This window comes from Acinetobacter sp. ESBL14, from assembly GCF_036668815.1.
Classification (GTDB): Bacteria; Pseudomonadota; Gammaproteobacteria; order Pseudomonadales; family Moraxellaceae; genus Acinetobacter; species Acinetobacter gyllenbergii.
Map to the genome: position 1 here is coordinate 888777 of NZ_JAZEVS010000001.1, position 25304 is coordinate 914080.

At 43.0% G+C, this 25304-nt stretch carries 19 protein-coding genes; 11 read left to right on the forward strand and 8 right to left on the reverse strand.

Annotated elements, in window-relative coordinates; genetic code table 11:
* Nucleotides 1-58: 58 nt before the first annotated feature.
* The 4 genes from V6E90_RS04310 to V6E90_RS04325 all read left to right on the forward strand — a co-directional run bounded on the left by V6E90_RS04310 (nt 59) and on the right by V6E90_RS04325 (nt 5487).
* Nucleotides 59-1066, forward strand: a complete 1008-nt coding sequence (locus V6E90_RS04310) for a putative solute-binding protein (protein WP_016542125.1) — start codon at nt 59-61, stop codon at nt 1064-1066.
* A gap of 165 nt (nt 1067-1231) precedes the next feature.
* Entirely contained in the window at nt 1232-3640 is a 2409-nt protein-coding gene (locus tag V6E90_RS04315) for an FdhF/YdeP family oxidoreductase (protein WP_171257931.1), read from the forward strand.
* Nucleotides 3641-3672: 32 nt separating this feature from the next.
* Nucleotides 3673-4461: a formate dehydrogenase accessory sulfurtransferase FdhD gene (fdhD, locus tag V6E90_RS04320; protein ID WP_016542127.1), complete on the forward strand. Its 789-nt coding sequence runs from the start codon at nt 3673-3675 to the stop codon at nt 4459-4461.
* An 84-nt stretch (nt 4462-4545) separates the two neighbouring features.
* A complete protein-coding gene (locus V6E90_RS04325; protein WP_016542128.1) occupies nt 4546-5487 on the forward strand; it encodes a Dyp-type peroxidase in 942 nt (313 codons plus the stop codon).
* Between the two features lie 44 nt (nt 5488-5531).
* On the opposite strand, the gene V6E90_RS04330 is transcribed toward V6E90_RS04325, so the two are convergent.
* From V6E90_RS04330 to V6E90_RS04350, 5 genes are all read right to left on the reverse strand, one after another.
* Nucleotides 5532-5927, reverse strand: a complete 396-nt coding sequence (locus V6E90_RS04330) for an acyl-CoA thioesterase (RefSeq protein ID WP_016542129.1) — start codon at nt 5925-5927, stop codon at nt 5532-5534.
* A gap of 78 nt (nt 5928-6005) precedes the next feature.
* Nucleotides 6006-7511, reverse strand: coding sequence for a flavin-containing monooxygenase (locus tag V6E90_RS04335; protein ID WP_332604619.1), 1506 nt, complete (start codon nt 7509-7511; stop codon nt 6006-6008).
* A 56-nt stretch (nt 7512-7567) separates the two neighbouring features.
* Nucleotides 7568-8464, reverse strand: coding sequence for an alpha/beta fold hydrolase (locus tag V6E90_RS04340; protein WP_332604620.1), 897 nt, complete (start codon nt 8462-8464; stop codon nt 7568-7570).
* A 7-nt stretch (nt 8465-8471) separates the two neighbouring features.
* Nucleotides 8472-9419, reverse strand: coding sequence for a metal-dependent hydrolase (locus V6E90_RS04345; RefSeq protein WP_065342248.1), 948 nt, complete (start codon nt 9417-9419; stop codon nt 8472-8474).
* 23 nt (nt 9420-9442) lie between these two features.
* Entirely contained in the window at nt 9443-10483 is a 1041-nt protein-coding gene (locus V6E90_RS04350; RefSeq protein ID WP_065342247.1) for an NAD-dependent epimerase/dehydratase family protein, read from the reverse strand.
* Between the two features lie 166 nt (nt 10484-10649).
* Between V6E90_RS04350 and V6E90_RS04355 the strand changes: the two genes are divergently transcribed.
* Complete coding sequence (locus tag V6E90_RS04355; protein ID WP_065342246.1) at nt 10650-11672, forward strand: AraC family transcriptional regulator; 1023 nt, start codon at nt 10650-10652, stop codon at nt 11670-11672.
* Nucleotides 11673-11745: 73 nt separating this feature from the next.
* Here the strand turns inward: V6E90_RS04355 and adeC are convergent, their stop codons facing one another.
* The 3 genes from adeC to V6E90_RS04370 form a co-directional block, all read right to left on the reverse strand.
* Nucleotides 11746-13149, reverse strand: coding sequence for an AdeC/AdeK/OprM family multidrug efflux complex outer membrane factor (gene adeC / locus V6E90_RS04360; protein WP_332604621.1), 1404 nt, complete (start codon nt 13147-13149; stop codon nt 11746-11748).
* 79 nt (nt 13150-13228) lie between these two features.
* Nucleotides 13229-16339, reverse strand: coding sequence for a multidrug efflux RND transporter permease subunit AdeB (gene adeB / locus V6E90_RS04365; RefSeq protein ID WP_332604622.1), 3111 nt, complete (start codon nt 16337-16339; stop codon nt 13229-13231).
* On the reverse strand, nt 16339-17484 hold the full coding sequence (locus V6E90_RS04370) for an efflux RND transporter periplasmic adaptor subunit (RefSeq protein WP_023270473.1): 1146 nt from the start codon (nt 17482-17484) through the stop codon (nt 16339-16341). The genes adeB and V6E90_RS04370 overlap by 1 nt, the downstream gene beginning before the upstream one ends.
* Before the next feature lie 143 nt (nt 17485-17627).
* Here V6E90_RS04370 and adeR point away from each other — a divergent pair, with 143 nt between their 5' ends.
* From adeR to V6E90_RS04400, 6 genes are all read left to right on the forward strand, one after another.
* Entirely contained in the window at nt 17628-18359 is a 732-nt protein-coding gene (gene adeR / locus V6E90_RS04375; RefSeq protein WP_332604623.1) for an efflux system response regulator transcription factor AdeR, read from the forward strand.
* 44 nt (nt 18360-18403) lie between these two features.
* Nucleotides 18404-19483 carry a two-component sensor histidine kinase AdeS gene (gene adeS / locus V6E90_RS04380; protein ID WP_332604624.1) on the forward strand — a complete coding sequence of 360 codons (1080 nt, stop codon included), beginning with the start codon at nt 18404-18406 and terminating at the stop codon, nt 19481-19483.
* A 221-nt stretch (nt 19484-19704) separates the two neighbouring features.
* Nucleotides 19705-21060 carry an LLM class flavin-dependent oxidoreductase gene (locus tag V6E90_RS04385; RefSeq protein WP_332604625.1) on the forward strand — a complete coding sequence of 452 codons (1356 nt, stop codon included), beginning with the start codon at nt 19705-19707 and terminating at the stop codon, nt 21058-21060.
* Nucleotides 21061-21149: 89 nt separating this feature from the next.
* Complete coding sequence (locus tag V6E90_RS04390; RefSeq protein ID WP_332604626.1) at nt 21150-22199, forward strand: NADP(H)-dependent aldo-keto reductase; 1050 nt, start codon at nt 21150-21152, stop codon at nt 22197-22199.
* Nucleotides 22200-22663: 464 nt separating this feature from the next.
* Nucleotides 22664-24163: a DUF3138 domain-containing protein gene (locus tag V6E90_RS04395; protein ID WP_442881246.1), complete on the forward strand. Its 1500-nt coding sequence runs from the start codon at nt 22664-22666 to the stop codon at nt 24161-24163.
* 24 nt (nt 24164-24187) lie between these two features.
* On the forward strand, nt 24188-25255 hold the full coding sequence (locus V6E90_RS04400) for an ABC transporter substrate-binding protein (RefSeq protein ID WP_262758437.1): 1068 nt from the start codon (nt 24188-24190) through the stop codon (nt 25253-25255).
* Nucleotides 25256-25304: the final 49 nt, after the last annotated feature.

Here is a 25304-nt window from a genome sequence, read left to right on the forward strand (position 1 = left end):
TGACTTTATTGGACATTTTATAAGAAAACAGACGTAGTGTTTGTTAAAGGAAGGAAATATGAAAAAAATTGCACTTGCGATCACCACAGCTTCAATTTTGAGTGTCTCGACCTCAAGCCAAGCGGCAATTGATGTCTGTGTTTTTGATATCTTAGGGAAATCAGGTGAAGCGTATAAAATGATGCAAGATTGGGCATTGGCTGCCAAAGGCTGGGGCGCTGATGTTAACCTGCTTGCTATCACGGACGAACAGGTGGCAGACAATAACTTTAAAGCAGGGAAATGTGCGGGTGTGGCAATGACGTCGATGCGTGCTCGTCCTTATAATAAATTTGTAGGTTCGATTGACTCTCTCGGTGGTGTACCCAGTGATGAGATCGCGAAACGAGCCATTACCTTTGTTTCTGATCCACGTAATGCAGCGAAAATGACCACCAATCTTGGGGGCAATAAATATGAAGTGGTCGGCATTTCGCCCCTAGGTTCTGCTTATATTTTTGTCCGTGATAAAAGTATTAACTCAATTGAAAAAGCCGCAGGTAAAAAGTTTGCGGTATTGGGCTATGACGATGCGCAAAAACTTATTGTTCAGCGGGTGGGTGCACAAGCAGTACTCTCCGATATTTCCAATTTTGCCGCCAAATTTAACAATGGTCAGGTGGATATGATCGGTGCGCCTGCTTATGCTTATAAACCATTAGAGTTGAGTAAAGGCTTAGGCAGCAATGGGGTTATGTATAATTTTCCTGTTTTACAGGTAACGGCAAATCTGGTGATTCGTCCTGAAAAATTCCCAGCAGGTTTTGGTCAAAAATCACGGGATTGGTCGGTTAAGCAATTACCGAAAACCTTTGCAACCATTAAGCGCTTGGAAGCAGAGATCCCCGCCAAATATAAAATGAATTTAACGGCTGAAGATAAATTGAAGTATCAGAAAATGATGCGGGATGGCCGGATTGAATTAACTCAGCGTGGTATTTACGATGCGGGCATGATGTCCGTCTTGAAAAAAGCGCGTTGCTCAGTTGATAAAGCCAATTTTGAGTGTGCTTTGGCAGGAGAGTAATCGAGTATTTTTTATCAAATGATCAATAAAGCTTAGATCCTTCTAGGCTTTATTTTTGCGTTCTAAATACAGGGATAAGACAAATCAGGAATAGAAAATAAGCACAATTCATGTTAATCCTATCTGTAGCAAATGTTAAAAAATAGCTCAGATGAGGGCAACATGATGGATAACTCAGAACAAACCATACATAAACAAGAGAACACCAGTTTTGCACGAATTGAACCCTATACCCAACCTGCGGGAGGATGGGGAGCATTACTCAGTGTTGCTCGCAATCTGAAAAGGCAAGATATCTTAAAAAAAGGTTCAATTACCTTACTGAATATTAATCAACCCACCGGCTTTGATTGCCCAGGTTGTGCATGGCCTGAGAAAAAAGATGCACATGCTTTTAACTTCTGTGAAAACGGCGCCAAAGCCGTGGCTTTTGAAGCAACCAGTAAAACGGTAACGCCTGAATTCTTTGCGCAACATACCGTCAGTTGGCTGGCTGAGCAAAATGATTTCTATCTTGAGGATCTTGGGCGATTAACGGATCCAATGCGATATGACCCTGTTTCTGATAAGTATGTCCCAATTTCTTGGGATGAAGCCTTTCAGTTGATTGCTCAGCATTTGCAAGCACTTGATCATCCTGACCAAGCGGCTTTTTATACCTCTGGTCGTGCCAGTAATGAAGCGGCATTTCTGTATCAACTTTTTGTTCGCAGCTTTGGTACCAACAATTTCCCTGACTGTTCCAATATGTGTCATGAAACCACCAGTGTCGGTTTAAAAGATGCGATTGGTTTGGGTAAAGGAACTGTTATTTTGGATGATTTTGATCAGGCCGATGCGATTTTTAGTTTTGGGCATAATCCAGGCACCAATCATCCACGTATGTTGGCAACCTTGAGAGAAGTCTCTCGAAGAGGCGGTAATATTGTTGCTATTAACCCAATCAAAGAACGCGGGCTGGAACGTTTCCAAGATCCGCAAGCGCCATTGGAAATGATGACCAATGGCAGTACCCCAATCAGCCGCTATTACTTCCAACCTAAAATTGGGGGTGACTATGCACTGATGTTTGGGGTGATGAAGCATTTGTTGGAATGGGATAAAAAGGCACTGGCTAAAGGAAAAGCAAGTGTTTTTGATCGTAGCTTCATTGAATTGAATACCATTGGTTTTGATGAAATGCTGGCTGAGATTGATGGCACAGCATGGGCAGAAATTCATAAACATACGGGACTGTCACCTGAACATTTAGAATCAATTGCCAAAATGTATCTAGATGCGAAAACCGCTATTTTCTGTTGGGGGATGGGGATTACCCAACACCGTCACGGGACAGCCAATATTCATATGCTGGCAAACCTGATGCTGGCAAGAGGGCATATCGGTCGTCCGGGTGCAGGTCTCTGTCCAGTACGCGGTCATAGTAATGTGCAGGGTGACCGAACTATGGGTATCAATGAAAATCCAAGTGATGCACTTCTGGATAGTATTGATCGGGTCTTTGGGATCAAGTCGCCGCGTAAACATGGTTTTGGGGTGGTCGATACCATCAAGGCGATGTATGAAGGCGAGGTCAAAGTCTTTATCGGTTTAGGCGGAAACTTTGCGGTTGCCACTCCTGATACGCCCTATACTCAAGAGGCGTTACGCCGTTGTGATTTAACTGTCAACATTACCACCAAGTTGAATCGTAGCCATTTGGTCTGTGGCAAGACGGCCTTGATGTTACCGTGTTTGGGGCGGACAGAAGTGGATATGCAGCTTCATGGTGCTCAGGCCATTTCAGTCGAAGATTCGATGAGTAATGTGCATCTTTCTGCAGGTCGCAATCCGCCGATTTCAGAAAATATCTTATCCGAGCCTGATATTGTTGCGCGTATGGCGGAAGCAGCTCTGCCTGACAGTACCGTGAAATGGCGTTGGTATATTGAGAGCTATGATCGTATTCGCGATTCCATTGCTGATGTTTTTGATGAATTTCATGATTTCAACCAACGGGTTTATCAACCGAGCGGTTTTCATTTAGAGCATCCAGCCAATCAGCATGTTTGGCATACGCCTAGCGGCAAAGCCCAGTTTTTGATTACACCTTTGACAGAAGTCTACGAAGACAAAGAAAATCAATATGCTGCGGCTTATACTGAGCAGCAAGTTTATACCTTGATGACCACACGTTCACATGACCAGTACAACACCACTTTATATGGTTTGGATGATCGCTACCGCGGTGTATTCGGACAGCGCCGTGTTTTGTTTATGAATCAGGCGGATATTGATGCCGCAGGTTTTGAAGCAGATCAATGGGTTGATATCGAAAGTGTGTTCTCGGATGGGGTAAAACGAATCGTGCATAGTTTCCGTATTGTGCCGTATAACATTCCGCAAGGTAGTCTGGCGGCCTATTATCCCGAAACCAATCCATTGGTGGCTTTGGGCAGCCATGATAAATATGCCAAAATCCCAGCATCAAAAAGCATTCCTGTGATTCTACATGCGGGGAATGCACCAGCGCATTTCAATCTGAATGTGGAAGTTGATCCTGAGCATGCTAATGAACGCGTCAGTAACGCATAGTGTATGACTGCAATCGTATAAAGAGGTTGGGTGTGGACACCAAAACACATGGCTATGAAACGGTGCAAGTGCATCGTTTTCAGCATGATCGTTGTGAAAATGAAATCGACTATATCGTGCAGGAATATCCTGTTGCCTTGGTCTATAACGGGATCTCTCATGCGGTGATGATGGCGACGCCGTCAGATCTTGAAGTCTTTGCCAAAGGCTTTAGCCTGTCTGAAGGGATTCTGCATAGCTTAAGTGAGCTATATTCACTGGATATTCGTCAAAATGAACTGGGGGTTGAAGTGGATATGACCATTTCGACCCGTGCTTTTGTCGCGTTAAAAGAGCATCGTCGTATGATGGTGGGACGCACAGGCTGCGGTCTATGCGGGATTGAAAGTTTAAAACAACTTTATGCTGATTTACCTGTGGTCAGTACCCAGGTGCCATCAACATGGTTAAATCAGATCCCCAATGCGATTACCCAACTGAAAGTCAGACAAAAAATCACAGCGCTCACGGGAGGGGCGCATGCGGCAGCTTGGGTCGTGAAAGGGCAAATCGTAGCGTTATTTGAAGATGTTGGACGGCACAACGCTTTAGATAAGTTATTGGGTTATCTGGCGGAGCAAAAGTTCAATGTGGGTGATGGTTTTGTGGTGATGACCAGTCGTGCCAGTTATGAACTGATTCGTAAGTGCGCACAATCCAATATTGCTTTACTGGCAACCATTTCTGCACCGACCAGTATGGCCATCGCAATGGCAAAGCAATCGAATCTGACTTTAGCAAGTTTTTGTCGGGGAGATAGCTTTGTTTTATATACTGAATAATAGTAAAAATTTGTGATTATGTTGCTGACTCATGCTTTGATTTGTGTAGGATATGAGCACTAAGTTCTTCTATTCCTAAAAATTATGAATCTACCTTTAAGACCACAGCCAGTCATCAATAATCTTTCGGGTGAGAATGCCTTATTTATTGTGCTTGGAATCAATACCCAACCGGATCATTCTGGGATTATTGATTTTCTTGCTAATTTTTCAGCATTGGTGCGTAGTCTGACCAATCGCTTTCCCAACGGTAATTTTAGTGCTTCTGTGGGAATTGGTTCTAATGCTTGGGATTTACTCTTTCCTGAATTAAATAAACCAAAACAGCTTGCGCCATTTCAGGAAATCAAAGGGCCAAGACATACCGCAGTCGCAACAGCAGGTGATTTGTTCTTCCATATCCGTGCCAATCAAATGGCCATTTGCTATGAATTGGCCGCAATTCTGCATGAGCAACTCAAAGACGATACCTATTCGATTAGTGAAACCAAAGGTTTCCGTTACTTCGATGGTCGCGCCATTATTGGTTTTGTGGACGGGACAGAGAATCCTGAACATGAAATTGCCAAAGAGATTGCCTATGTCGGTGAAGAAGATGCTGAGTTCCTTGGCGGTAGTTATGTGTTTATTCAAAAATATTTGCATAACATGGAAATGTGGAAAGGCCTCAGCACAGAAGAGCAGGAAAAAGTCATTGGTCGTAAGAAATATGATGACGTGGAACTTGGTGATGATGTAAAACCGCAAAGTGCGCATAATGTGGCCAGTAAGGCACATGATGCTGACGGCAATGAACTCAAAATTTTAAGAGCCAATATGCCATTTTCCAATCCAACTGAAGGAGAGTATGGTACCTTCTTTATTGGCTACTCTCGTTCTTTTAATATTACCAAAACCATGCTTGAAAATATGTTCTTGGGTAAGGAAACAGGACATGTTGATCGCTTATTGGATTTTAGTACACCCGTTTCAGGCAGTTTATTCTTTGTGCCCACCTTTGACTTTCTCGAAGACTTGGGTGAATAAATTGAATCAGCTGAAATGGAAGATTTCATTTCAGCTGAACATCATTATGCTGCAATCAGATATTGCTGTAACAAGGTGCGGAACTGATCTGGAATACGCCCCGATTTCTGTGTGCTGAAATCAAAATAAACCTGAACAGCCTTTCCGCGTGCTACGCAGTGCTCATTTTGCCAAGCTTCATGCGCAACAATGAATGAAGAATTGCCGATATGCTCAATCCACGTTTTGATTTCAATATCCGCGCCATAATAAATCTGCGCCACAAAATCGACCTCGACACGAGCCAGAATCAAAGGTAGATTTTTGATCTCCATGCTTGGGTTAAAGAGACGAAAAACTGGTTCGCGTGCGGTTTCAAACCAGCCTGTAATCACGGTATTGTTAATATGTCCAAAGGCATCAGTTTCATAGAATCTTGGTGTAATCGAAAGTGTAAACATAGTTAAGCAATTATTTTCTGATTTAAACTCACCTACTATAAAGGCTGACGCTTACATACGTCAGCCCTGATAATAGACTTAGGCGACTACTTTAAGCACTTTACTTTCGATACGGTAATCCTTCAGATTGACATGGTGCAGTTTGCGCTTTATCACAAAGCCAAACTCTGGCCAGATAATATGATTACGACCTGCGTCATCTAAATAATAGCTCTTACAGATATCAGGCCGAACGGGCATTTTCGCCAAACGTTTATCAATGCGGGCATTAAATTGTTTTTGCACGGCTTCTTTCACTTCAATGTAGTCGATACGCCGTTGTTGCATGAGTTTAATGGCTTTGGAAATATAGACGGCCTGTTGTTCTGCCGTCCACATGACCGAACCAACCGTATTTTGTGAGTTTGGGCCTAGCATCATAAACATGTTGGGAAAACCATAAATCGACATGCCCATATAGGCCCGTGGTTGGCGTTGCCATATGTCACTTAAACTGCGACCATCGGCTCCTTTAATCATTTTATAAATGGCTGGTTCGGCGACGGCATAGCCCGTACCAAAAATAATAGTATCCACTGCAATTTCTTTACCATCTTCACCCACCACACCATGTTCAGTGATATGCGATAGACCTTGAAACAGCACCGATACATTGGGTTTAACCAAAGCAGCATACCAGTTGTTGGAGAACATCGGACGTTTACAGCCCAGCGTATGTGTCGGTGTAACGGCCCGACGCATTTCAGGATCTTTAATACTGAGGTTAATATTCAGTTTGCCCAGCGCATGCAGCTTTTCCATGATCTTGATGTTCATGAAGACGGGGAGTGAGGGCTCTAGACTCCATAAAGCACTTTCACGAACAACTTTTTCAAGCAGAGGCGCCTTGTTAAAGATTTTTTTTACGATATTGGGAACGGCAAAATCAGGTTTAGGCAGTACCCAAGATGGGGTGCGTTGGAAACTGTATAAATGCCCAACTTTTGGCTGAATTGCAGGTAAAAATTGAATTGCTGAAGCACCGCTGCCGATCACGGCAACACGTTTAGCCGTTAAATCGTATTCGTGGTTCCATTTTCCTGAATGGAACATGGTGCCTTTGAATTGTTCTTGTCCAGGAAAGCTGGGCATTTTGGCTTCGCCAATGAAGCCTGTTGCAGGAACAAAAAATTTTGCACTGTAACTTTGACCATCCGCTGTACTGATCATCCAGCGATTCAGTCCTTTGTCCCATCGTGCTTCGGTCACTTCTGTGCCAAGCTGAATCTGGGGAACAATATTAAACTGATGCGCCACATCTTCTAAATATTGACGAATTTCAGCCTGAGGGGCGTAAGTTCGAGACCAATTGGGATTGGGTGCAAAGCCCAGAGAATACATTTCACTTGGAACATCACAAAACAGGCCTGGATAATCATTCAGTGCCCATGTACCCCCAATACGGCTGGCCATATCCAGAATCACGACATTGTTAATACCTTGTTGCTTTAATTTGATACAGGTACTTAGTCCAGATGGACCTGCACCAATGATCAAGACATCAACTCGTTGAGTGGGTTTGGATGATTTAACTGCTTTATTCATAGAAAAATCCTAAAATGAAATATGGAGATAACTCAACAAAAGGGGCGAGTCAGTGTTTAGACGGTAGTCTGTTGAAAATGTTCAAGCAGCAATTCGGCAACACGCTGCGGTTGCTCTGCCTGCAAGAAATGCCCACAGTTGGGTAAATAAATGCGATTCAAGCCTTTAGGGAAATATTTGGATTGAGCCAACGCTCGATGTAATTGAATACTCATGCAGCCATCATCCAGTCCAGCCAAAGCTAATGTTGGAAGCTGGATTGGATGGAGTAAATCTCGGTTAGCTTTCAAGTTGATAAGATGATGAATTGCAAATAAGCTACGGTAGTAGCGTGTAGCTGCCCATGCGATTTGCGGATGGCTAAATAGCTCACGCGTGGCTGCAAAATCTGCTTGTGTAAATGGCCATGTGGGTGACCATTTTTTCCAGATTTTCGCAACAAATTCAGCTTGATTTTGCGATAGTAATGTTTTGGCAAAATGCGATTGCATCAGCAACATATAAGAAGATAAATAGAGTTGTTTCGGAAAGTATTTTAAATTGGTCAAAATATTCTGCATGGCAGGAATCGGAGGAACAGCCAGTAAACTCACACTACAGAGCGACGCCGGATATTGACTGGCATAGCTCATGGCAATGGCTGCCCCCCAATCGTGTCCAACCAAATGAAATTTTTGAGCACCGTGCATTTCTAACCAAGCTTTCAAGTCAGCAGTTGCAGATGCCAAACCATAATGAGCATTGCTGCTTACTGAATCGAGTGTATAACCCCGTAACCAAGGCACCAGAACTTGATAGCCTGCATCGACAAGCACAGGGTAAACCTTGTCCCAGCAATGTGGTGTATCTGGAAAGCCATGTAGCAACACCACTAAAGGATGATCAGGGTGACCATACAGATTGGCATGTAAGTTTAATCCGTCACGTTGCAGGATGAGTTGAGCACTTTTCATAATGGCCTCAGCGATTCATTTTGGCTGCAAGCGCTTGAGCATAGGCTTCAGCAACTTGTTGGGCAGCAGGAGAATTCGCGATATAAGCCAGTGCCTTTTTCACATCACCATCATGTTCTGGATGATAGTTAAATTTGCTCCAGCCTTTCAGTGCGGTCAGAATCATCACTAGATCGGGGAGACTTTTTTTCTGCTTTGCGGTTTGCTGAAATTCCCAAATCAAAGCCAATGGATTCTTGCGGGAAATTCGTTTTGCTTCTGTTGTATTGTCCAACTTACATAAATAGACAGATGCACCTAACCAGAACCCGACCATTGCAATAAAGGCCACACTCATACTGAGCTGGCGGCCTAAATAGCCTTTGAGATGATCGCCGGCCAGCGCACGATAAGCATCATACCCAACAGTACGATGTTCAACTTCTTCTGCACCATGCCAACGTACAATATCCAGCATCGCAGGATCAGCGTGTTCCAGACCTTCAGCATCTAGCACCCAAGTGCCGAAGAAGCAGAAATAATGTTCTAAACCCGCTATGATGCCCATACGAAAGGCAAGCCACTGTTTTGAATATCGTTTAAAAGGTCCATAAATTCCAAAGGGGGTATCGCCCATAAAACCATCTTTAAACATCCACTCTAAAAATTGTTTAAAAGGCGTTGGGTCTATACCATGGGTTTGGAAATAGATTTCAGCGCCCTTGTGTGCATTGGCATGGGCGGCTTCCTGAGCAATAAATCCGCGAATATCGGCTTTTAGATTTTTGTCATCGACATAAGGCAAGGTTTTATTGGCAAGACGGCAGAACCAGTGCTCAACAGCAGGCAACAACACATGCATGCTGTTGAGTACATGAGTTGCCAATACATCATTGGGAACCCAATGACGAGGTGTTTGGGAAAAATCAAAATGTACTTTACGGGCAATAATCTGATGATCAATAAACTTATTCATCGTTCGACTCCTGTCTGTTTGGTTCAGATTGAAATCGCTTCAATTTTCTTGATCAAGCTGCGGGACTGGATATAACCGTTGGCAGCAAACCATAGCAGTGAATCTCGAATGGCAATCTCGACTGGTGTTTGTGGTAAACCCAATTGCTGTACCGCTTTGGCACAATTAAAAGAGGTACCTAATTGCCCAATTTTTGCGGCTGATGGAGTAACCAGAGGTGCTTTATGGGTAATATGCTGGGTCACCCATAACGCGGCATGTCCTGCTAGTTGGGAGGAAACACCTTCAATCAGGTTTGGAATGGTGATCACAGGTCGCCAAATACCCAATAAATGATGAACAGTTTTCGCCATGCTTACACCATCCAGATCTTTATTTCCCAGAATATAGGTTTCACCTGCTATGCCTTTTTCTGCAGCCAGTACATGACCTTTGGCAACATCTCTGACATCAATCATATTGTTGATCGCATCTGGCACAGCCAACGCTGGCATCTGGGCAATTGTTAACAGTAATTTTCCTGTTGGAGTTGGCGCGATATCTTGGGGTCCAATTGGGCCTGTTGGACAAACGATCACCACATCTAGACCACCTGCTGCAAACTGTAAGGCAATTTGGTGTGCTTCAAATTTGGTCAGCACATAAGCGTCGCCTGTTGCACCTAAAGCAAAAGGACTCTGTTCTGTGGCCTGAATGCCTTTAGCTTGTCCCGCAAAACATGCACCTGTGCTGGTGTAAACCACCCGTTTAATGCCAGCTTTTTTCGCAGCATTCAGAACAATACGTGTACCTTCTACATTGACCTTGCGCATCAGTTCAGGTTTTGGCAGCCATAAGGCATAGATAGCAGCGGTATGAAAGACTAAATCACAGCCTTCAACAGCTTCATCCATTTTGATCGAGTCGGTAATATCGCCTGCAATCAGTTCAACATCTAGACCTTCAAGATTGGTGAGTTTTTCCTGAGGCAAATGTAAGACCCGAACTTCATAATTTTCATTTAGTAACGTGCGTACGATATGTGAACCAATAAAACCAGCACCACCTGTAACTAGAGCTTTCATCATTTACCAACCTTAATGAGATTTTTATCCAAAGGAGAGGTGGATAAAAATGCGACAATTTTGTTGTTGGTACTATGCCGAATCACTGCAATGTGTCATAGTTCTTGAAATGACAGTTTTGACCATTTTACGACATTTTATATAAAGCATTGATGAGATAACGACAGTGAATCCGTCTTTACCTGGAACTTATGTCAGTCTGATGGCTGATGTGGTACAAAAATTAAATATTCCTGCAGAGACATTACTGGAAGGAAGTGGTGTTGAGGTTGAACAACTTTCACAGCCATTTTGGTATTTAGATTTTGATATCTTTAATCAATTACTGAATCGGGCGGTTGAACTGACCAACGAACCTGCATTGGGCGTCTATCTTGGTTTACAAATGACGGTGTCATGCCATGGTTCAGTCGGCCTAGCTGCGATGGTTTCACACAATCTGGGTGAAGCACTAAATGTCATGGAACAATTTATAGGCCTGCGTTGTCCAGCATTAAAACCACGTTTAGAAATTGAAAATGGATTTGCCTCACTTTATTTAGATCAACCCATGATCAACTTTAAGATGGGGATTGTGGGCATGACATTTCTGATGGTGGGTTTTGCCCAAATGTCCAATGCCATCACAGGCAACAAATTAGAAATTAAGGCTGAACTGAATTATTTCGAACCTGCATTTTTAGCACAAGTCCAAGAATTATTACCCTGTGAAATCAGTTTTAATCAGCAGAATAATCGCCTTATTTTTCCTGAAAGTTATTTAGCACTTCCACTGATTATGGCTGATCCTCTCGCGGCCAGATTGGCTAGAGAACAATGCAAACACGATTTGAACAAGCTGGTGGCAAAACGAGGAGAGAAACGCCCGCTAACAGCTTTGGTCCGTGAATTGCTTTTTGATGAGGTTGAAGGTTTTTTCAAAATGAACGAGGTTGCAGATAAGTTGCATTTGACAGAGCGGACATTACAGCGTCAATTGGCAAAAGAGGGAACCACTTTTCAGCTTCTCCTGGATCAAGTCCGAGAGCGATATGCCAAAAAATTACTGAATCATCATGAATATAGTATTTCCTCTATTTCAGAAAAATTAGGCTACTCCGATGTGACCCATTTTACCCGTGCATTCAAGCGCTGGGCCAATCAGACCCCGAAGCAATATCGCAATTTACGAGAGTCGGTCTCTAGTTAACATCAGGCTGTTTATTTAAGACAGAGAAAGGCGAGATAGCTTAACTAGAGATCGAGTGCAAAAAAGTTGAAATCTACACTGCTGGTTGAGATAAACCACCACCGAGCGCTTTATATAATTCGATCTGATTATTTAACTTAGTTTGCTCTAGCATCAGTAAACCTTGCTGTGCCGCATAAGCAGAACGTTGAGCATCCAAAACCGTTAAGTAACTATCAATCCCCGCTCTAAACCGAGCCGTCGATAATTTATAGGTGGTATCGGTTGCAGAAACCAAACGACGTTGAGCACTCAAACGATCCTCAATGTGGGCACGGGCAGCAAGAGCATCATTGACTTCACGAAAAGCGGATTGGATGGCTTTTTCATAATCTGCAACAGCAATTTTTTGCTCTGTTTCAGAAATTTTAACGTTGGCTTTACGTGTTCCCCAGTCAAAAATTGGAACATCAATACTTGGTCCAACGGACCAAGAGAAGCCTCCTGATTTAAATAAATCTTTGAGATCAGTCGATGCATATCCCGCTGAACCTGTCAGACTAATGGTCGGGAACATGTGTGCTTTCGCTGCGCCAATATTTGCTCCAGCAGCAAGTAGCTGATATTCAGCAGCTTTTAGGTCTGGACGATGATTGAGTAAATCACTGCTTAAGCCTGTTGCAAAAGTACTTTCAGCACTAATACTTTTCACGGCATGATTCGGTAGGAGATTTTGAGGAACAGCTTGGCCAGCCAATAGATCCAGTAGGTTTTGTGCTTGTGACACTTGGGTCTTATAGGTCGCCACATCATTTCGGGCTGTTTCAACCGAAATCTGAGCCTGACGTAATGGAACTTCACTATCAATCCCGACATCAAAGCGTTTTTTGTTGAGGTTATAGGAATCAAGTTGTGCTTTTAAGGTTTGCTCAGCCAGATTTAAATTGGCCTTTGCATAGGCATAATTCAACCATGCTTGGCTGACCTGACTCACCAGACTAATTTGAGTGGCATCTCTGGCACTTTGGGTGGCAAGGTAATTGTTTAGCGCAGCATCTTTTAAACTTTGTACACGACCCCAAAAGTCTAACTCATAAGCAGTTATACCAAGGCCGACCTGAAAGGTGGAATAAGGATTATTTGGATTCACCGTAGGGTTGACTTGTCGTACAGCACTGCCAGTTGCTCCGATACTAGGTAACTGGTCGTTCTTGCTGATTTGATATTGTTGTTGTGCACGTTGGATATTCAGTGTTGCAGTACGTAAATCACGATTGTGATTTAAACTGATGTCGATCACTTTTAATAAACGTGAGTCTGAAAAAAATTGTTGATAACCCTGATTGGCAATTGAAGTTCCAGCCGTGGTTTGAGAAAAGTTTTGTGGAATATCGGATTGAATCACAGGTTTTGGTGCCTGCATATTCATACACGCCGTCAAGGCCATTGAAAGCGTAGAGACAAGTAGGCCACGAGATAAGACAGTCACATTAGACATGGTCTTCTCCAAATAATATAAGGATAAATACAGAGGAGGAGTCAGAGGAAATCCATTGATTCCCTCTGCTCAATGTCATTTAAGATGGATTTTTTTGCTTCGAAGAAAACAGCTTTTCAACTGCACCCAGAATAAAAATGAAGAAGACTGGGACAAAGAAGATCGCTAGAATTGTCGCTGAAATCATGCCACCAAATACACCTGTACCTAAGGCATGCTGTGTTTCCGAACTGGCACCTGAAGCGATGACCAATGGAATCACACCACAGGTAAAGGCGAGTGAAGTCATCAGAATCGGACGTAAACGAAGTTTGGCTGCAGCAACAGTGGCCTCAACTAAACTCATGCCTTCTTCTTTCAGCATCTTGGCAAATTCGACAATCAGAATCGCGTTCTTGGCCGATAAACCAATAATGGTAATCAGACCGATTTTAAAGAACACATCATTCATTAAACCACGTGACATAATCGCAACCACCGCACCAAAGATACCCAAAGGCACCACCAGCATGACTGAAAGTGGAATGGCCCAACTTTCATAAAGCGCAGCCAGAACCAGAAACACGACCAGCATAGACAAGGCAAGTAAGAATGCCATCTGCGATTCAGATTGCTTTTCTTGCAAAGAAATACCTGTCCATTCATAGCCAATCCCTTTCGGTAGTTTGGCAATCAGGTTTTCCATTTCACGCATGGCATCGCCTGACGATGTATCAAAGTTCGGAATACCTGCAATACTCAACGATGGACGTCCGTTATAGCGGTTATATTGCTGTGGTGCTTTATTCCATTGCGGTGTGACCACTTCAGATAAAGAGACTAATTGCCCATTTGAACCCATGACTTTCAGATTCAGAATATCTTTTAATTGCATCCGCGATTTGGCGTCGACCTGTACAATCACTTGTTGCATACGTCCCTGATTCGGGAAGTCATTGATGTACATTGAACCCATTGAAGTAGAAATGATGTCCGAAACATCTGCGAACTTCACACCAAGAACATTCAATTTTGCACGGTCAATTTTTAAAGAAATATTGTCACCTTGTGGTAAGCCTTCATTCCATACCATATAGAACTTTTTGTTTTTGGCTGCCATTTCCATTAACTGGTCTTGTGCAGCTAAAAGTGCAGGCATCCCTAGGTTGGCACGGTCTTGTAAGCGCAAGCTGAAACCTGAAAAAGTCCCAAGTTCATCAATGGCGGGTGGAAGCACCGCCATGGTTGCGCCTTCTTGACTATGTGCCATCGTTTCATTGACAGCATTGGTCATTTCGCTTGCACTGGAAGTACGCTCTTTAAAATCTTTGAGCGTGGTAAAGGCAATCCCCACGTTTTGACCTGCACCACTGAAGCCCCAGCCCATAATCGTGGTGTTACTTTTTACATTCGGATTGTCTTTTAAGCTACTTTCAAATTCATTTACCACATTGCGTGTTCTTTCAGCAGTGGCGTCAGAAGGCAACTGGAATGAAGTCAGGAACCAACCTTGATCTTCTTCAGGCATAAATGCCGTTGGCCAATACTTCATACCTGCGAAGGTAAGACCTGTAATCACCACAAAGATCGCCATCATTGGAATGCTATGTTTGATCACTTTCAGCAGGATCAATTCATACTTTTTGGTGACTTTATCGAAGCTACGGTCAAACCATGCAAAGAAACCTTTCTTTTGATGATGTCCATCAATCGGTTTGAGGATGGTGGCACATAGTGCAGGAGTCAAAATCAACGCCAATAATGCCGAGAACAGAATTGACACTGACATAGTTAAGGTGAATTGTTGATAGATAATACCAACCGAACCACTGGCAAAGGCCATCGGTAAGAACACCGCTGCTAGGACTAAGGTAATCCCAATAATTGGGCTAGTGATTTCCTTCATCGCTTTGGAGGTGGCTTCTTTCGGTGGCAGACCTTCAGTTGCCATAATCCGTTCGACGTTTTCCACCACCACAATCGCATCATCGACGATAATCCCGATCGCGAGCACCATACCAAACATGGTCAGTACGTTAATCGAGAAGCCTGCAAGCAACATCACCGCAAAAGTACCCAACAGTGCAATCGGTGCAACAATGGCTGGAATTAAGGTATAGCGAACATTATGCAAGAATAAATACATTACAATGAACACCAGAACCATGGCTTCAAGTAAGGTATGAATTACTTTTTCGATTGAAATTTTAACGAAAGGTGCAGTGTCATAAGGGATACTAAATTGCATGCCTTCAGGTAAATTGAGTTTTAATTCTTCAATTTTGGCTCTGACACCTTCAGCCGTTTTCACTGCATTGGCACCCGGGCTGAGCTGAATTGCAGCAGCCGTTGCTGGTTTACCATCTTCTAAAATCGCAAAGTTATAAGCCTGTGAACCCATTTCTACATGGGCAACATCAGATAGTTTAATGACACTACCACTGGTCTTACTTTTGAGACTGATATTTTTAAATTGTTCAACATCACCCAACTGACCTTCAGCAGATAGGGGGATCGTGATTAATTGACCTTTGACTGCAGGTAGATCACCGAGTCGACCAGGTGCAATCTCGACGTTATTTTCACGGATCGCATTATTGACATCACTAATCGACAGACCGTAAGACACCAGTTTGTTTGGGTCGACCCAAATCCGCATGGCTTTTTCTGCACCGAAGGATTGAACTTTACCTACGCCTTCAACACGTTTCAGTTCTTCGACTACGTTACGGACCAGGTAATCACTCAAGTCAACTTCAGAATATTGTCCATTCGGTGAGTTGATTCCAACCAGCATCAGGAAGCCTGATGAAGAGGCTTCAACCTGCAAACCTTGCTGGCGAACCACTTGAGGTAGACGTGCTTCAACAGCCTTGATCTTGTTTTGTACATCAACCTGCGCCATTTCAACATCTGTACCTGGTTTAAAGGTCGCAGAAATTTCAGCAGTACCCGAGGTGTCTGTGGTCGCGCTATAGTAAAGCAGGTTTTTGACACCTGATAGTTCTCGTTCGATCAAAGTCACAACGCTGTCATTGATCGTCTTTGGCGTCGCACCCGGATATACCGCGCTAATGTTGACCTGAGGCGGCGCCACACTTGGAAAGCGGGCAATCGGTAATTTGGGAATACTCAGGACCCCAAATAAAATAATGAAAATCGCAATCACCCAGGCGAACACAGGGCGGCGAATGAAGAATTGTGACATCATCATTGAGCTCCTTGTATTGCAGGGACTTTCCAGTTGCTGATTTCAAGTTTTTGATTCGGCTGAATACGGTCAACGCCTTCTACAACGACTTTATCACCCGTTTTTAGGCCTTTATTGGCGATATAGAACTGATCATATTGTTGTCCCAACTCAATTGGGCGAATATCTGCTGCACCTTTGCTATTGATTACATACACTTGTGGCTCGCCATTGATGTTGCGTTGTACCGCTTGTGCTGGAATTAATAGTGCTTGTGGAACAGAAGCACGATCAATATTGACACGCACGTACATACCTGGAAGTAACTTTCTTTCAGGGTTTTGAACTTCGATACGAATGGTGACATCGCCAGTTTCTGGATCGACATTAATGTCTTCAAATAGCATTTTGGCGGTGACGTTATACGCCTGACCATGGCTATTTGAAATACGCACGGTTTTTTCATTATTGGCGGATAGCTCACCACTTTGTAGCGCAGCCTGTAAACGTTCGTATTCACTAATCGACTGTTTTACATCGACATAGACTTTATCAATTTGTTGTACGGTTGCCATGGTATTGGCATCACCTTGGCTGACCAATGCACCTTCAGTGACAAACGATTGCCCGATCCGACCCGAAATCGGGGCACGGACAGTGGCGTATTGCAGATTTAGGTTTTGACGTGTAAGTAAGGCTTTCATCTGGGCAACATCAGCTAAGGCCTGACGATATTCAGCTTGGGCATTACTGACTTCTTGCTTACTGATCGCATTGCTTGGCAATAATTGTTCATAGCGTTCTAACTGAACTTTTAAACGTACTACTTCTGCTTCAGCCTTATTCAGTGAGGCACGATTACTGTTCACATCTGCTTGGAAGGTTTCAGCGTTAATTTTATACAGTGCTTGTCCTGCTTTAACTTCACTGCCTTGTCGGAATAACACTTTTTCAATAATACCGCCGACTTGAGGGCGAATCTCAGCAGTTCTGAAAGCCTGTACACGCGCTGGCAAGTTTTCGCTAAAGTTGACCGCTTGCGGTTGAAGATTTAAAACACTCACTTTTGCAGGGGGCGTTTCAGCTGGCTTTGCCTCATCAGAACCACAGCCTTGTAATACAAGTCCGATGGATAAAAATAATGGAAGTAATAGATGCTTTTGCATTCTGTCCAAACCTTGGGAGTTTTTGATGCTGACATTATTTTCCTGCTTTGTGTAACCAACATCGGGGAAGTGTGGAAAAAGTGTGGAGATTGACAGATAAATCATCGTATGATGAATAGATTGTATTATTTGCCTAGATGGTTATGTTTGAGCATTCTTTTTCTTTCGATTGTCATGACAAACTTATTCTCGTCGTAGAAGATGAATATGAGATTGGTGATATTATTGAGCACTATCTCAAACGTGAAGGCATGCGTGTCATTCGTGCCATGAATGGTAAGCAAGCGATTGAAATGCATACTGCACAACCGATTGATTTAATTCTGCTGGATATTAAATTGCCTGAACTGAATGGTTGGGATGTGCTAAATAAAATTCGTCAAAAGGCGCAGACCCCCGTCATTATGTTGACTGCACTTGACCAAGATATTGATAAGGTGATGGCATTAAGAATTGGTGCGGATGACTTTGTGGTTAAGCCTTTTAATCCCAATGAGGTGGTCGCACGGGTGCAGGCTGTGCTACGACGGGCTCAGCAAAACAGCCAAACAGTCAACAAGAATCTCATCTATAAAAACATCGAAATTAATACCGATATACATAGTGTCTATGTTCATCAACAAGACAAAAAAGTCATGCTGAATCTTACCCTGACCGAATATAAAATATTGCTGCAAATGATTGATCATCCTTACAAAGTTTTTACGCGAGGTGAGCTTTTAAATCACTGTCTGCCAGATAGCGATGCTTTAGAACGCACAGTCGACAGCCATGTCAGTAAGTTGAGAAAGAAACTGGAAGAACATGGTTTACAACAGATGCTGATCAATGTGCGTGGTGTCGGGTATCGCTTGGATCATCCGCAAGATATATAAGCTTGAATGAATCAACACGGAAAAGAACTGATCTGGAAATTGAAATGAAAAATAAGTCAGGCATTAGTAAACAGCTCTTTATTGCATTAAGTATCGTGAACTTGAGCGTGACACTTTTTTCAGTTTTTCTGGGCTATTTTATTTATAACTATGCCATTGATGTAGGGTGGATTACCTTAAGCTCTTTGCAGGAAGATTGGACTGAATTCCATTTTGTCGATTGGATTTGGCTTTCTACAGTGGTTTTTTGTGGTGCTGTTATTTCTTTAATTATTGGGATGTTTCTGGCACAACGCTTTATTAAGCCGATTAATTTTTTGGCTGAAGCTGCAAAAAAAATCAGTCAAGGCGACCTTTCTGCAAGGGCAGATGATAGCCAGATTAATTCCACTGAAATTGCTGAGTTGATGCATCATTTTAATGACATGGCACAGCAGTTGGAAAGCTCGGTCGAAAATGCTCAAGTCTGGAATGCCGCGATTGCCCACGAACTCAGAACACCCATCACTATTTTGCAAGGGCGCTTACAAGGTATTTTAGATGGCGTGTTTAAACCCGACGAAGCTTTATTTAAAAGCCTGCTTAATCAGGTTGAGGGTTTATCACATTTGGTCGAAGATCTACGTACTTTGAGTTTAGTTGAAAATCAGCAACTCAGATTAAATTATGAAGAGATTGATTTTAAATTGCATGCGGAAAAAGTTTTAAAACTGTTTGAAGATCGCTTGGTAAAAGCTCAAATTATCCCAGTACTGGATGTCAGGGCCGCATTGATTAGCTGTGATCGTCGTCGTCTTGAACAAGTACTGATTGCCCTGATCGAAAATGCAATTCGCTATGCAAATGCAGGAACACTTAAAATTTCTACGCAGTGGGTGGCAGGTGATTGGGTACTGAAGATTGAGGACCAGGGGCCAGGTATTGCGCCTGAGTATCAACAAGATCTATTTGATCCTTTTTTCAGATTGGAACAGTCTAGAAATAAAGAATTTGGCGGAACGGGTTTAGGTCTCGCCGTTGTTCACGCCATCGTCGTTGCGCACAAAGGTTCAATTGAATATAGCAATCCGAATCACAATAGTGTGTTTACTATCAAACTACCTATAACTAACTTCTCTGAATAAATCTGAATCACGGATGATACATGATTCACTTGAATGAAGTTGCATAGACAAGAATTGTTGAATTTCCAGCACCCCCTCAACAGAATCATGCTGTTGTTGAAGCATGGATAAAATGAATATTTTTTAATTTATTGATATTTATAAATAAAAAACTGGCATCCAATTTGTATTAAAGCATAGTGAAAGATGAATTATGTTGAATAACAAATGTGGAGCAGAACATGAGTAGAAAAATTCGATTAGGTGCGTTTATCCCAGCGACTGGACAACATGTTGCCGCATGGCGACATCCTGAGTCTCAACCGAATAAAGCAGTAGATTTTGATTTTATTAAAGAACAGGTACAGTTAGCTGAAAAAGGCTTATTTGATGCTTATTTCCTAGCTGATGGTTTAGCGGTGAATTTCGGACAGGCAGAAAAAACTGGCTATAGTGATAAAGTGGCGGGCTTTGAACCTGTCACCTTGTTTGCCGCTTTATCGACAGTAACCAAACATATTGGTTTTATTGCCACGGCCTCGACTACGTATGAAGAACCGTATCTATTGGCACGGAAGTTTGCTTCTTTAGATCACCTCAGTCACGGTCGAGCGGGCTGGAATGTGGTGACTTCCGCTTCGGAAGCGGCCGCTGCCAATTTTGGCTATGAGCAACAGATTCCGCATGCAGAACGTTATGAGCGTGCCCAAGAATATGTTGAGTTGATTAAAAAACTGTGGGATAGCTGGGAAGATGATGCTTTTATTCACGATAAGGCATCAGGTGTGTTTTATGATCCTGAAAAAGTACATAACCCGAACCACAAAGGCAAATACTATGCGGTGAAAGGTGCGTTGAATGTACCTCGTACACCACAAGGCTATCCTGTGATTGTGCAGGCGGGGCAGTCAGGGCCAGGGCGTGATCTCGCAGCCCGTTATGCTGAAGTGATTTTCACTGCTAATCAAAAATTGGAAGATGCACAAGAGTTCTATCGTGATGTAAAAAGCCGTTTAGCGAAATATGGACGTGCAACTGACGAACTTTTAATTTTACCAGGCGTTTCTGCCTTTGTGGGTCGTACCGAAGAAGAAGCACGCGCTAAATACCAGCAACTCACAGATTTGATTCATCCAGAAGCCGGACTTGCTTTACTCAGTGGTCTAAGTGGCGGCTTTGATTTCTCGGGCTATGATCTGGATGGCCCATTCCCAGAGTTGAGCGAGGGGCAGGGTATGGTGAGTCGTCCTGCACTCATTGCTGATATTGCTAAGAAAAACAATTTCAGTATTCGTCAGCTCTATGAATGGGTGGCGGGGGCTCGTGGTCATTGGCAATTGATTGGTACCCCTGAACAGATTGTCGATCAATTACAGCAATGGTTTGAGAATGAGGCAGCTGATGGCTTTAATATTTTGCCTCCAAGTACACCTGCTGGCTTAAATGATTTTGTTGAGTTGATTGTGCCAGAGCTACAGCGTCGAGGCCTATTCCGTACTGAATATGAAGGCACAACCTTACGTGAAAACTTAGGTCTGGTACGTCCAGAAAATCAATATGTATTGGCGTGCCAAGCTGAAAAAAACAAAGCCAGTTAAATTCATGTTAAAACTGAAGCATAAATTAAACAAACAAGGGTGATCTTTAACAGCCGCTCTTGTGTCATCACAATTGAATTGAGTGAAAAATGCAATATAGAAAATTAGGTCAAACTGATATTGATGTCAGTGTGATTGCCTTAGGCACCATGACATGGGGCGAACAGAATTCTGAATCTGAAGCACATTCACAATTGGATTATGCGGTTGAACGCGGGATTAATCTGATTGATACCGCTGAAATGTATCCTGTTCCGCCTAAGCCTGAAACGCAGGGGCTAACTGAAAAATATATTGGTACATGGTTAAAGCAGTCACAGAAACGAGATCAAGTCCTGATTGCAAGTAAAGTGGTCGGCCGTTCAGGGAAATTAACTCAAGCCTCGCATTTTCGTTCAGGTCAAACCAAGTTAGATCGCGTTAATATTGAATCTGCGTTGCATGATAGTTTGCAGCGTTTGCAGACGGACTATATTGATCTCTATCAACTGCATTGGCCAGACCGAAGTACCAATCATTTTGGTGAATTGGGCTATAACCATGTTGAAGATGAAGAGACCGTTCCAATTTTGGAAACGCTGACAGTTTTGGCAGATTTAATTCGGGCAGGCAAAATTCGTCATATTGGTCTATCCAATGAAACACCGTGGGGTGTGAGCCAGTTTTTAAAATATTCCGAAAGCTTAGGCTTGCCACGGGTCGTGTCTATTCAAAATCCGTATAACTTATTGAACCGTAGTTTTGAAATTGGCAATGCAGAAATTGCAATCCGAGAACAGGTGGGCTTACTGGCGTATTCACCTTTAGCTTTTGGTGCATTGACTGGAAAATACCTAGATGGCGCACAACCAGCAGGCGCACGCTTAACGCGGTGGGAACGTTTTGCTCGCTATAAAGGACAAGCCTCTGAAGATGCAATCCGTCGTTATGTGGCACTGGCTAAACAATATGATTTAGATCCTGCTCAATTGGCATTGGCCTATGTGAACAGTCGCCGTTTTGTGACCAGTAATATTATTGGGGCAACCAATTTAACCCAACTGAAAACCAATATCGAGAGTATTGATCTACAACTCTCAGATGAAGTGATTCAGGGGATTGAGCAAATTCATCAAGCGCATCCTAATCCTGCACCTTAAAGGCTAGAGCATATTCTTTAATTTAATGTCTTCTTTTATTCAAGACAGCTGAGTTAATCCAGCTGTCTTTTTTATTTTGAGAGAAGCATATCGCTGCATTATTCCTATATCTAAAAATAAGAAATAAACACCTGAAAATAAGCTGTTTTGGTATAAGCAGGGTGTTGGAAAATCAACAGTGCTTCAACAGGGGGAATGGAAGTGTTTTTTGAAATAACAATAAAAAACAACTGCTTAATAGTTGGCATGCTGCTTGCAAATATCTCGGTAGATGAATCAAAGATTGGTTTTATGCAGGCTGAGGAGCACAGGATGAAGATGTTGCGTTGTTGTATGGCAAGTTAATTTCTCTCTTATTTTTTAATTTATTTGGTTGGGATTTTTTTGAAGTGTGATTGCAGATTCAGTCGCACACAGGATTTTTTGACTCAAATTTTAGTATTTTCGTTTTAGGGGTTTTATTGGTGAAAAAGCATCATCTCTCTTTATCGGTTGCATTAAGCATGGCAACGCTTTTGGGAAGCGGCACAGTTCAGGCAGCAGAAGATATAGATACTACATTAGTGCAGTTACAGGCGCAGCTGACGGCTTTGCAACAGCAAGTCAATGCATTAAAGCAAAAGAAACAAGCTTCAACTGAGATTGTTGAAACAGAAGCACTGAATGCCCAACAGGAAACAGCAGCAGGCATTCAGGAGGAAGAAAATACCGAACATAGCTTTGCCACCCAAAGTGAATTGGCAGGTTTCCGTAGTGATCTGGAAAACTACAAATATGATCAGTCTCGTCAGTATGAGCGGACGTCAGTGAAGTCGACACGAGATGCCACCTTATATGGAACCGTTCAAGTTCGGGCACAGGGGCAGAGCCGAGACACAGCATCTGGAAATCCAGCACCGGTTACACCACGTCGTAATACTTTTGATGTTCCAACCGCTTTATTTGGTGTGCGAGGAAATTTATATCGAGATTATAAAGAAGGCAAAAACCTAGATTATCAACTTTCTTTTAGTTATGGCAAACGTGTTGGCACAGCAGGTAGCGCCAGTGACCTGAATCTGGCAGATGCCTTCTTGCGCTATAACTTCACCTCGACCAATGGTGGGCCAGAAGTTCCTCGTTTGAATGTGACCTTTGGTCAGCAACTGATTCCATTTGGTTTAGATCCACAATCACCTGAGGATTTACGACCGACCATCAATGTTGCCACAGGTCTTGCTCAATTGGGCTTATTCAACCGTCAAACTGGTTTGATTGTACGAGGTGACGTCAAACCATTTGTCGATTATTCATCGAATTACCGTGCGCCCTTATTTGAATATGCGCTGGGTGTAGTCAATGGCAATGGCACCAATAAAGTCGATGACAATGACAAGAAAGACTATATCGGACGGGTGGCTTTCACTTTACCTGTTGATTATGCCAGTTGGTTCCGTGAGCTGAAATTTGGAGCCTCGTATCTCAAAGGCAGCAAGAACGTCATTGCGGGGACGAATGTCCTGGATGGTAATGGTCGTAATGATCGTGTGGGACTGGATATCTACTATAACCATGCACCGTTTGGCGTGACTTATGAATACGTCAAAGGACTCAGTGATTATGCCACGGCCACAGGTTCAACCGCAGAGGTCAAGGCCGAAGGGCATACCGCAACCCTGTTTTATACCTTTGGTGATCAATTTTATAACAGTGTGAAATCTGTAGCCAAGTTTGATGATTTTTGGCCGAAATCGATTCAGACCTTCTATCGCTATGACAGCTATAACCCAAATAAAGGTGTAGATGTGATCGGTATTGCAGGGCATGGGCTTGGCAAAGTCGATATTCATACCTTGGGCCTCAATTTATTCTTTGCACAAACCACCAAATTCCAATTAGGGCTGAATCGTTGGAGTTATGACCACGAGACAGCAGCGCAAAAAGACTTCTCGGAAGTACAAGCGCAATTCCAATACACCTTTTAATTTTCCAATATGAGTAATGACGCAATGAAATTTTTAACGAAACATTTATTTATTGGTGCAGCGGCTGGTTTGCTAATTGCCTCCAGCTTCTCGGTTTTTGCTGAAAGCAATCCCACAGAAATTCGACTGGGTGTACCTGGTGCTGGTGTAGGTGGAAAACCCAAGGTTGGTGGCAGTGCGTATGCAAGTGCGAACTTACGCGGCATTTTGGAAAAAGAGTTTGCCAAAGACGGCATCAAGGTGAAATGGAGCTTTTTCCCGGGCGCAGGCCCCGCATTAAATGAGGCATTAGCCAATAAAAAAGTTGATTTTGGTATCGGGCATGGTGATTTACCGTCAATTGTCGGACGTTCAACGGGTTTGAAATCCAAACTGTTATTTGTGACTGGACGTTTTGGACCAGTCTACTTTGCAGTGCCATCGGATTCAGGCGCGAAAAGTCTGGCGGATTTAAAAGGCAAAACCATTTCTGTATTTAAAGGCACTAACCAACAGCTGATTTTAGGGCGTTTATTGCGTAAATACGGATTCACTGAAAAAGATTTCCGTGTGATTAGTCAGGACTTTTATTCAGCTCAAACCTCACTCTCAACAGGGGATATTGATGGCCTGATTACCAGTCCGTGGACATTGGAAGCACGTGGTGTGGCAAAGCGTATTTTAGAAGTGCGTAAAGATCCAAACCTGAATGGTCCATTGGTGGCCTGGGTCAGCGAAGACTTCGAGAAGAAATATCCACAAATTGTACAACGTGTAGTGACCACATTTATTAAGGATAACGTGTGGAGCTCGGATGAAAAGAACCGTGATACGCAGTACAAGTTATGGGCGCAAAGTGGTGTGCCTTATCTTGACTATAAAAAAGACTGGGATGATTACTCGCTGAAAGATCGTAACTCACCATACTTTGATGATTATGCAGTCAACTCTTTAAAGAAATCAGTTCAGCAGTCGATTGATTACAAACTGATTCGCCGTCCAGTAGATGTGGATTCTTGGATTGAACCGAAGTATCTCAATACCGCGATTCAAGAACTGAAACTGGAAAATTTCTGGCCAAAATTTGATGTGAATGGCAACCGTAAAAAGTAATTGTGATCTGGGTCAAGCCAAGGGCATGTATGCCTTTGGCCAGTCCGTT

Bases quoted from the DNA above. Each gene is read 5' to 3' on its own strand.
- V6E90_RS04310 (WP_016542125.1), top strand. From the start codon at position 59: ATGAAAAAAATTGCACTTGCGATCACCACAGCTTCAATTTTGAGTGTC.
- V6E90_RS04315 (WP_171257931.1), top strand. From the start codon at position 1,232: ATGGATAACTCAGAACAAACCATACATAAACAAGAGAACACCAGTTTT.
- V6E90_RS04325 (WP_016542128.1), top strand. From the start codon at position 4,546: ATGAATCTACCTTTAAGACCACAGCCAGTCATCAATAATCTTTCGGGT.
- V6E90_RS04330 (WP_016542129.1), bottom strand. From the start codon at position 5,927: ATGTTTACACTTTCGATTACACCAAGATTCTATGAAACTGATGCCTTT.
- V6E90_RS04335 (WP_332604619.1), bottom strand. From the start codon at position 7,511: ATGAATAAAGCAGTTAAATCATCCAAACCCACTCAACGAGTTGATGTC.
- V6E90_RS04340 (WP_332604620.1), bottom strand. From the start codon at position 8,464: ATGAAAAGTGCTCAACTCATCCTGCAACGTGACGGATTAAACTTACAT.
- V6E90_RS04345 (WP_065342248.1), bottom strand. From the start codon at position 9,419: ATGAATAAGTTTATTGATCATCAGATTATTGCCCGTAAAGTACATTTT.
- V6E90_RS04350 (WP_065342247.1), bottom strand. From the start codon at position 10,483: ATGAAAGCTCTAGTTACAGGTGGTGCTGGTTTTATTGGTTCACATATC.
- adeC (WP_332604621.1), bottom strand. From the start codon at position 13,149: ATGTCTAATGTGACTGTCTTATCTCGTGGCCTACTTGTCTCTACGCTT.
- adeB (WP_332604622.1), bottom strand. From the start codon at position 16,339: ATGATGTCACAATTCTTCATTCGCCGCCCTGTGTTCGCCTGGGTGATT.
- V6E90_RS04370 (WP_023270473.1), bottom strand. From the start codon at position 17,484: ATGCAAAAGCATCTATTACTTCCATTATTTTTATCCATCGGACTTGTA.
- adeR (WP_332604623.1), top strand. From the start codon at position 17,628: ATGTTTGAGCATTCTTTTTCTTTCGATTGTCATGACAAACTTATTCTC.
- adeS (WP_332604624.1), top strand. From the start codon at position 18,404: ATGAAAAATAAGTCAGGCATTAGTAAACAGCTCTTTATTGCATTAAGT.
- V6E90_RS04385 (WP_332604625.1), top strand. From the start codon at position 19,705: ATGAGTAGAAAAATTCGATTAGGTGCGTTTATCCCAGCGACTGGACAA.
- V6E90_RS04390 (WP_332604626.1), top strand. From the start codon at position 21,150: ATGCAATATAGAAAATTAGGTCAAACTGATATTGATGTCAGTGTGATT.
- V6E90_RS04400 (WP_262758437.1), top strand. From the start codon at position 24,188: ATGAAATTTTTAACGAAACATTTATTTATTGGTGCAGCGGCTGGTTTG.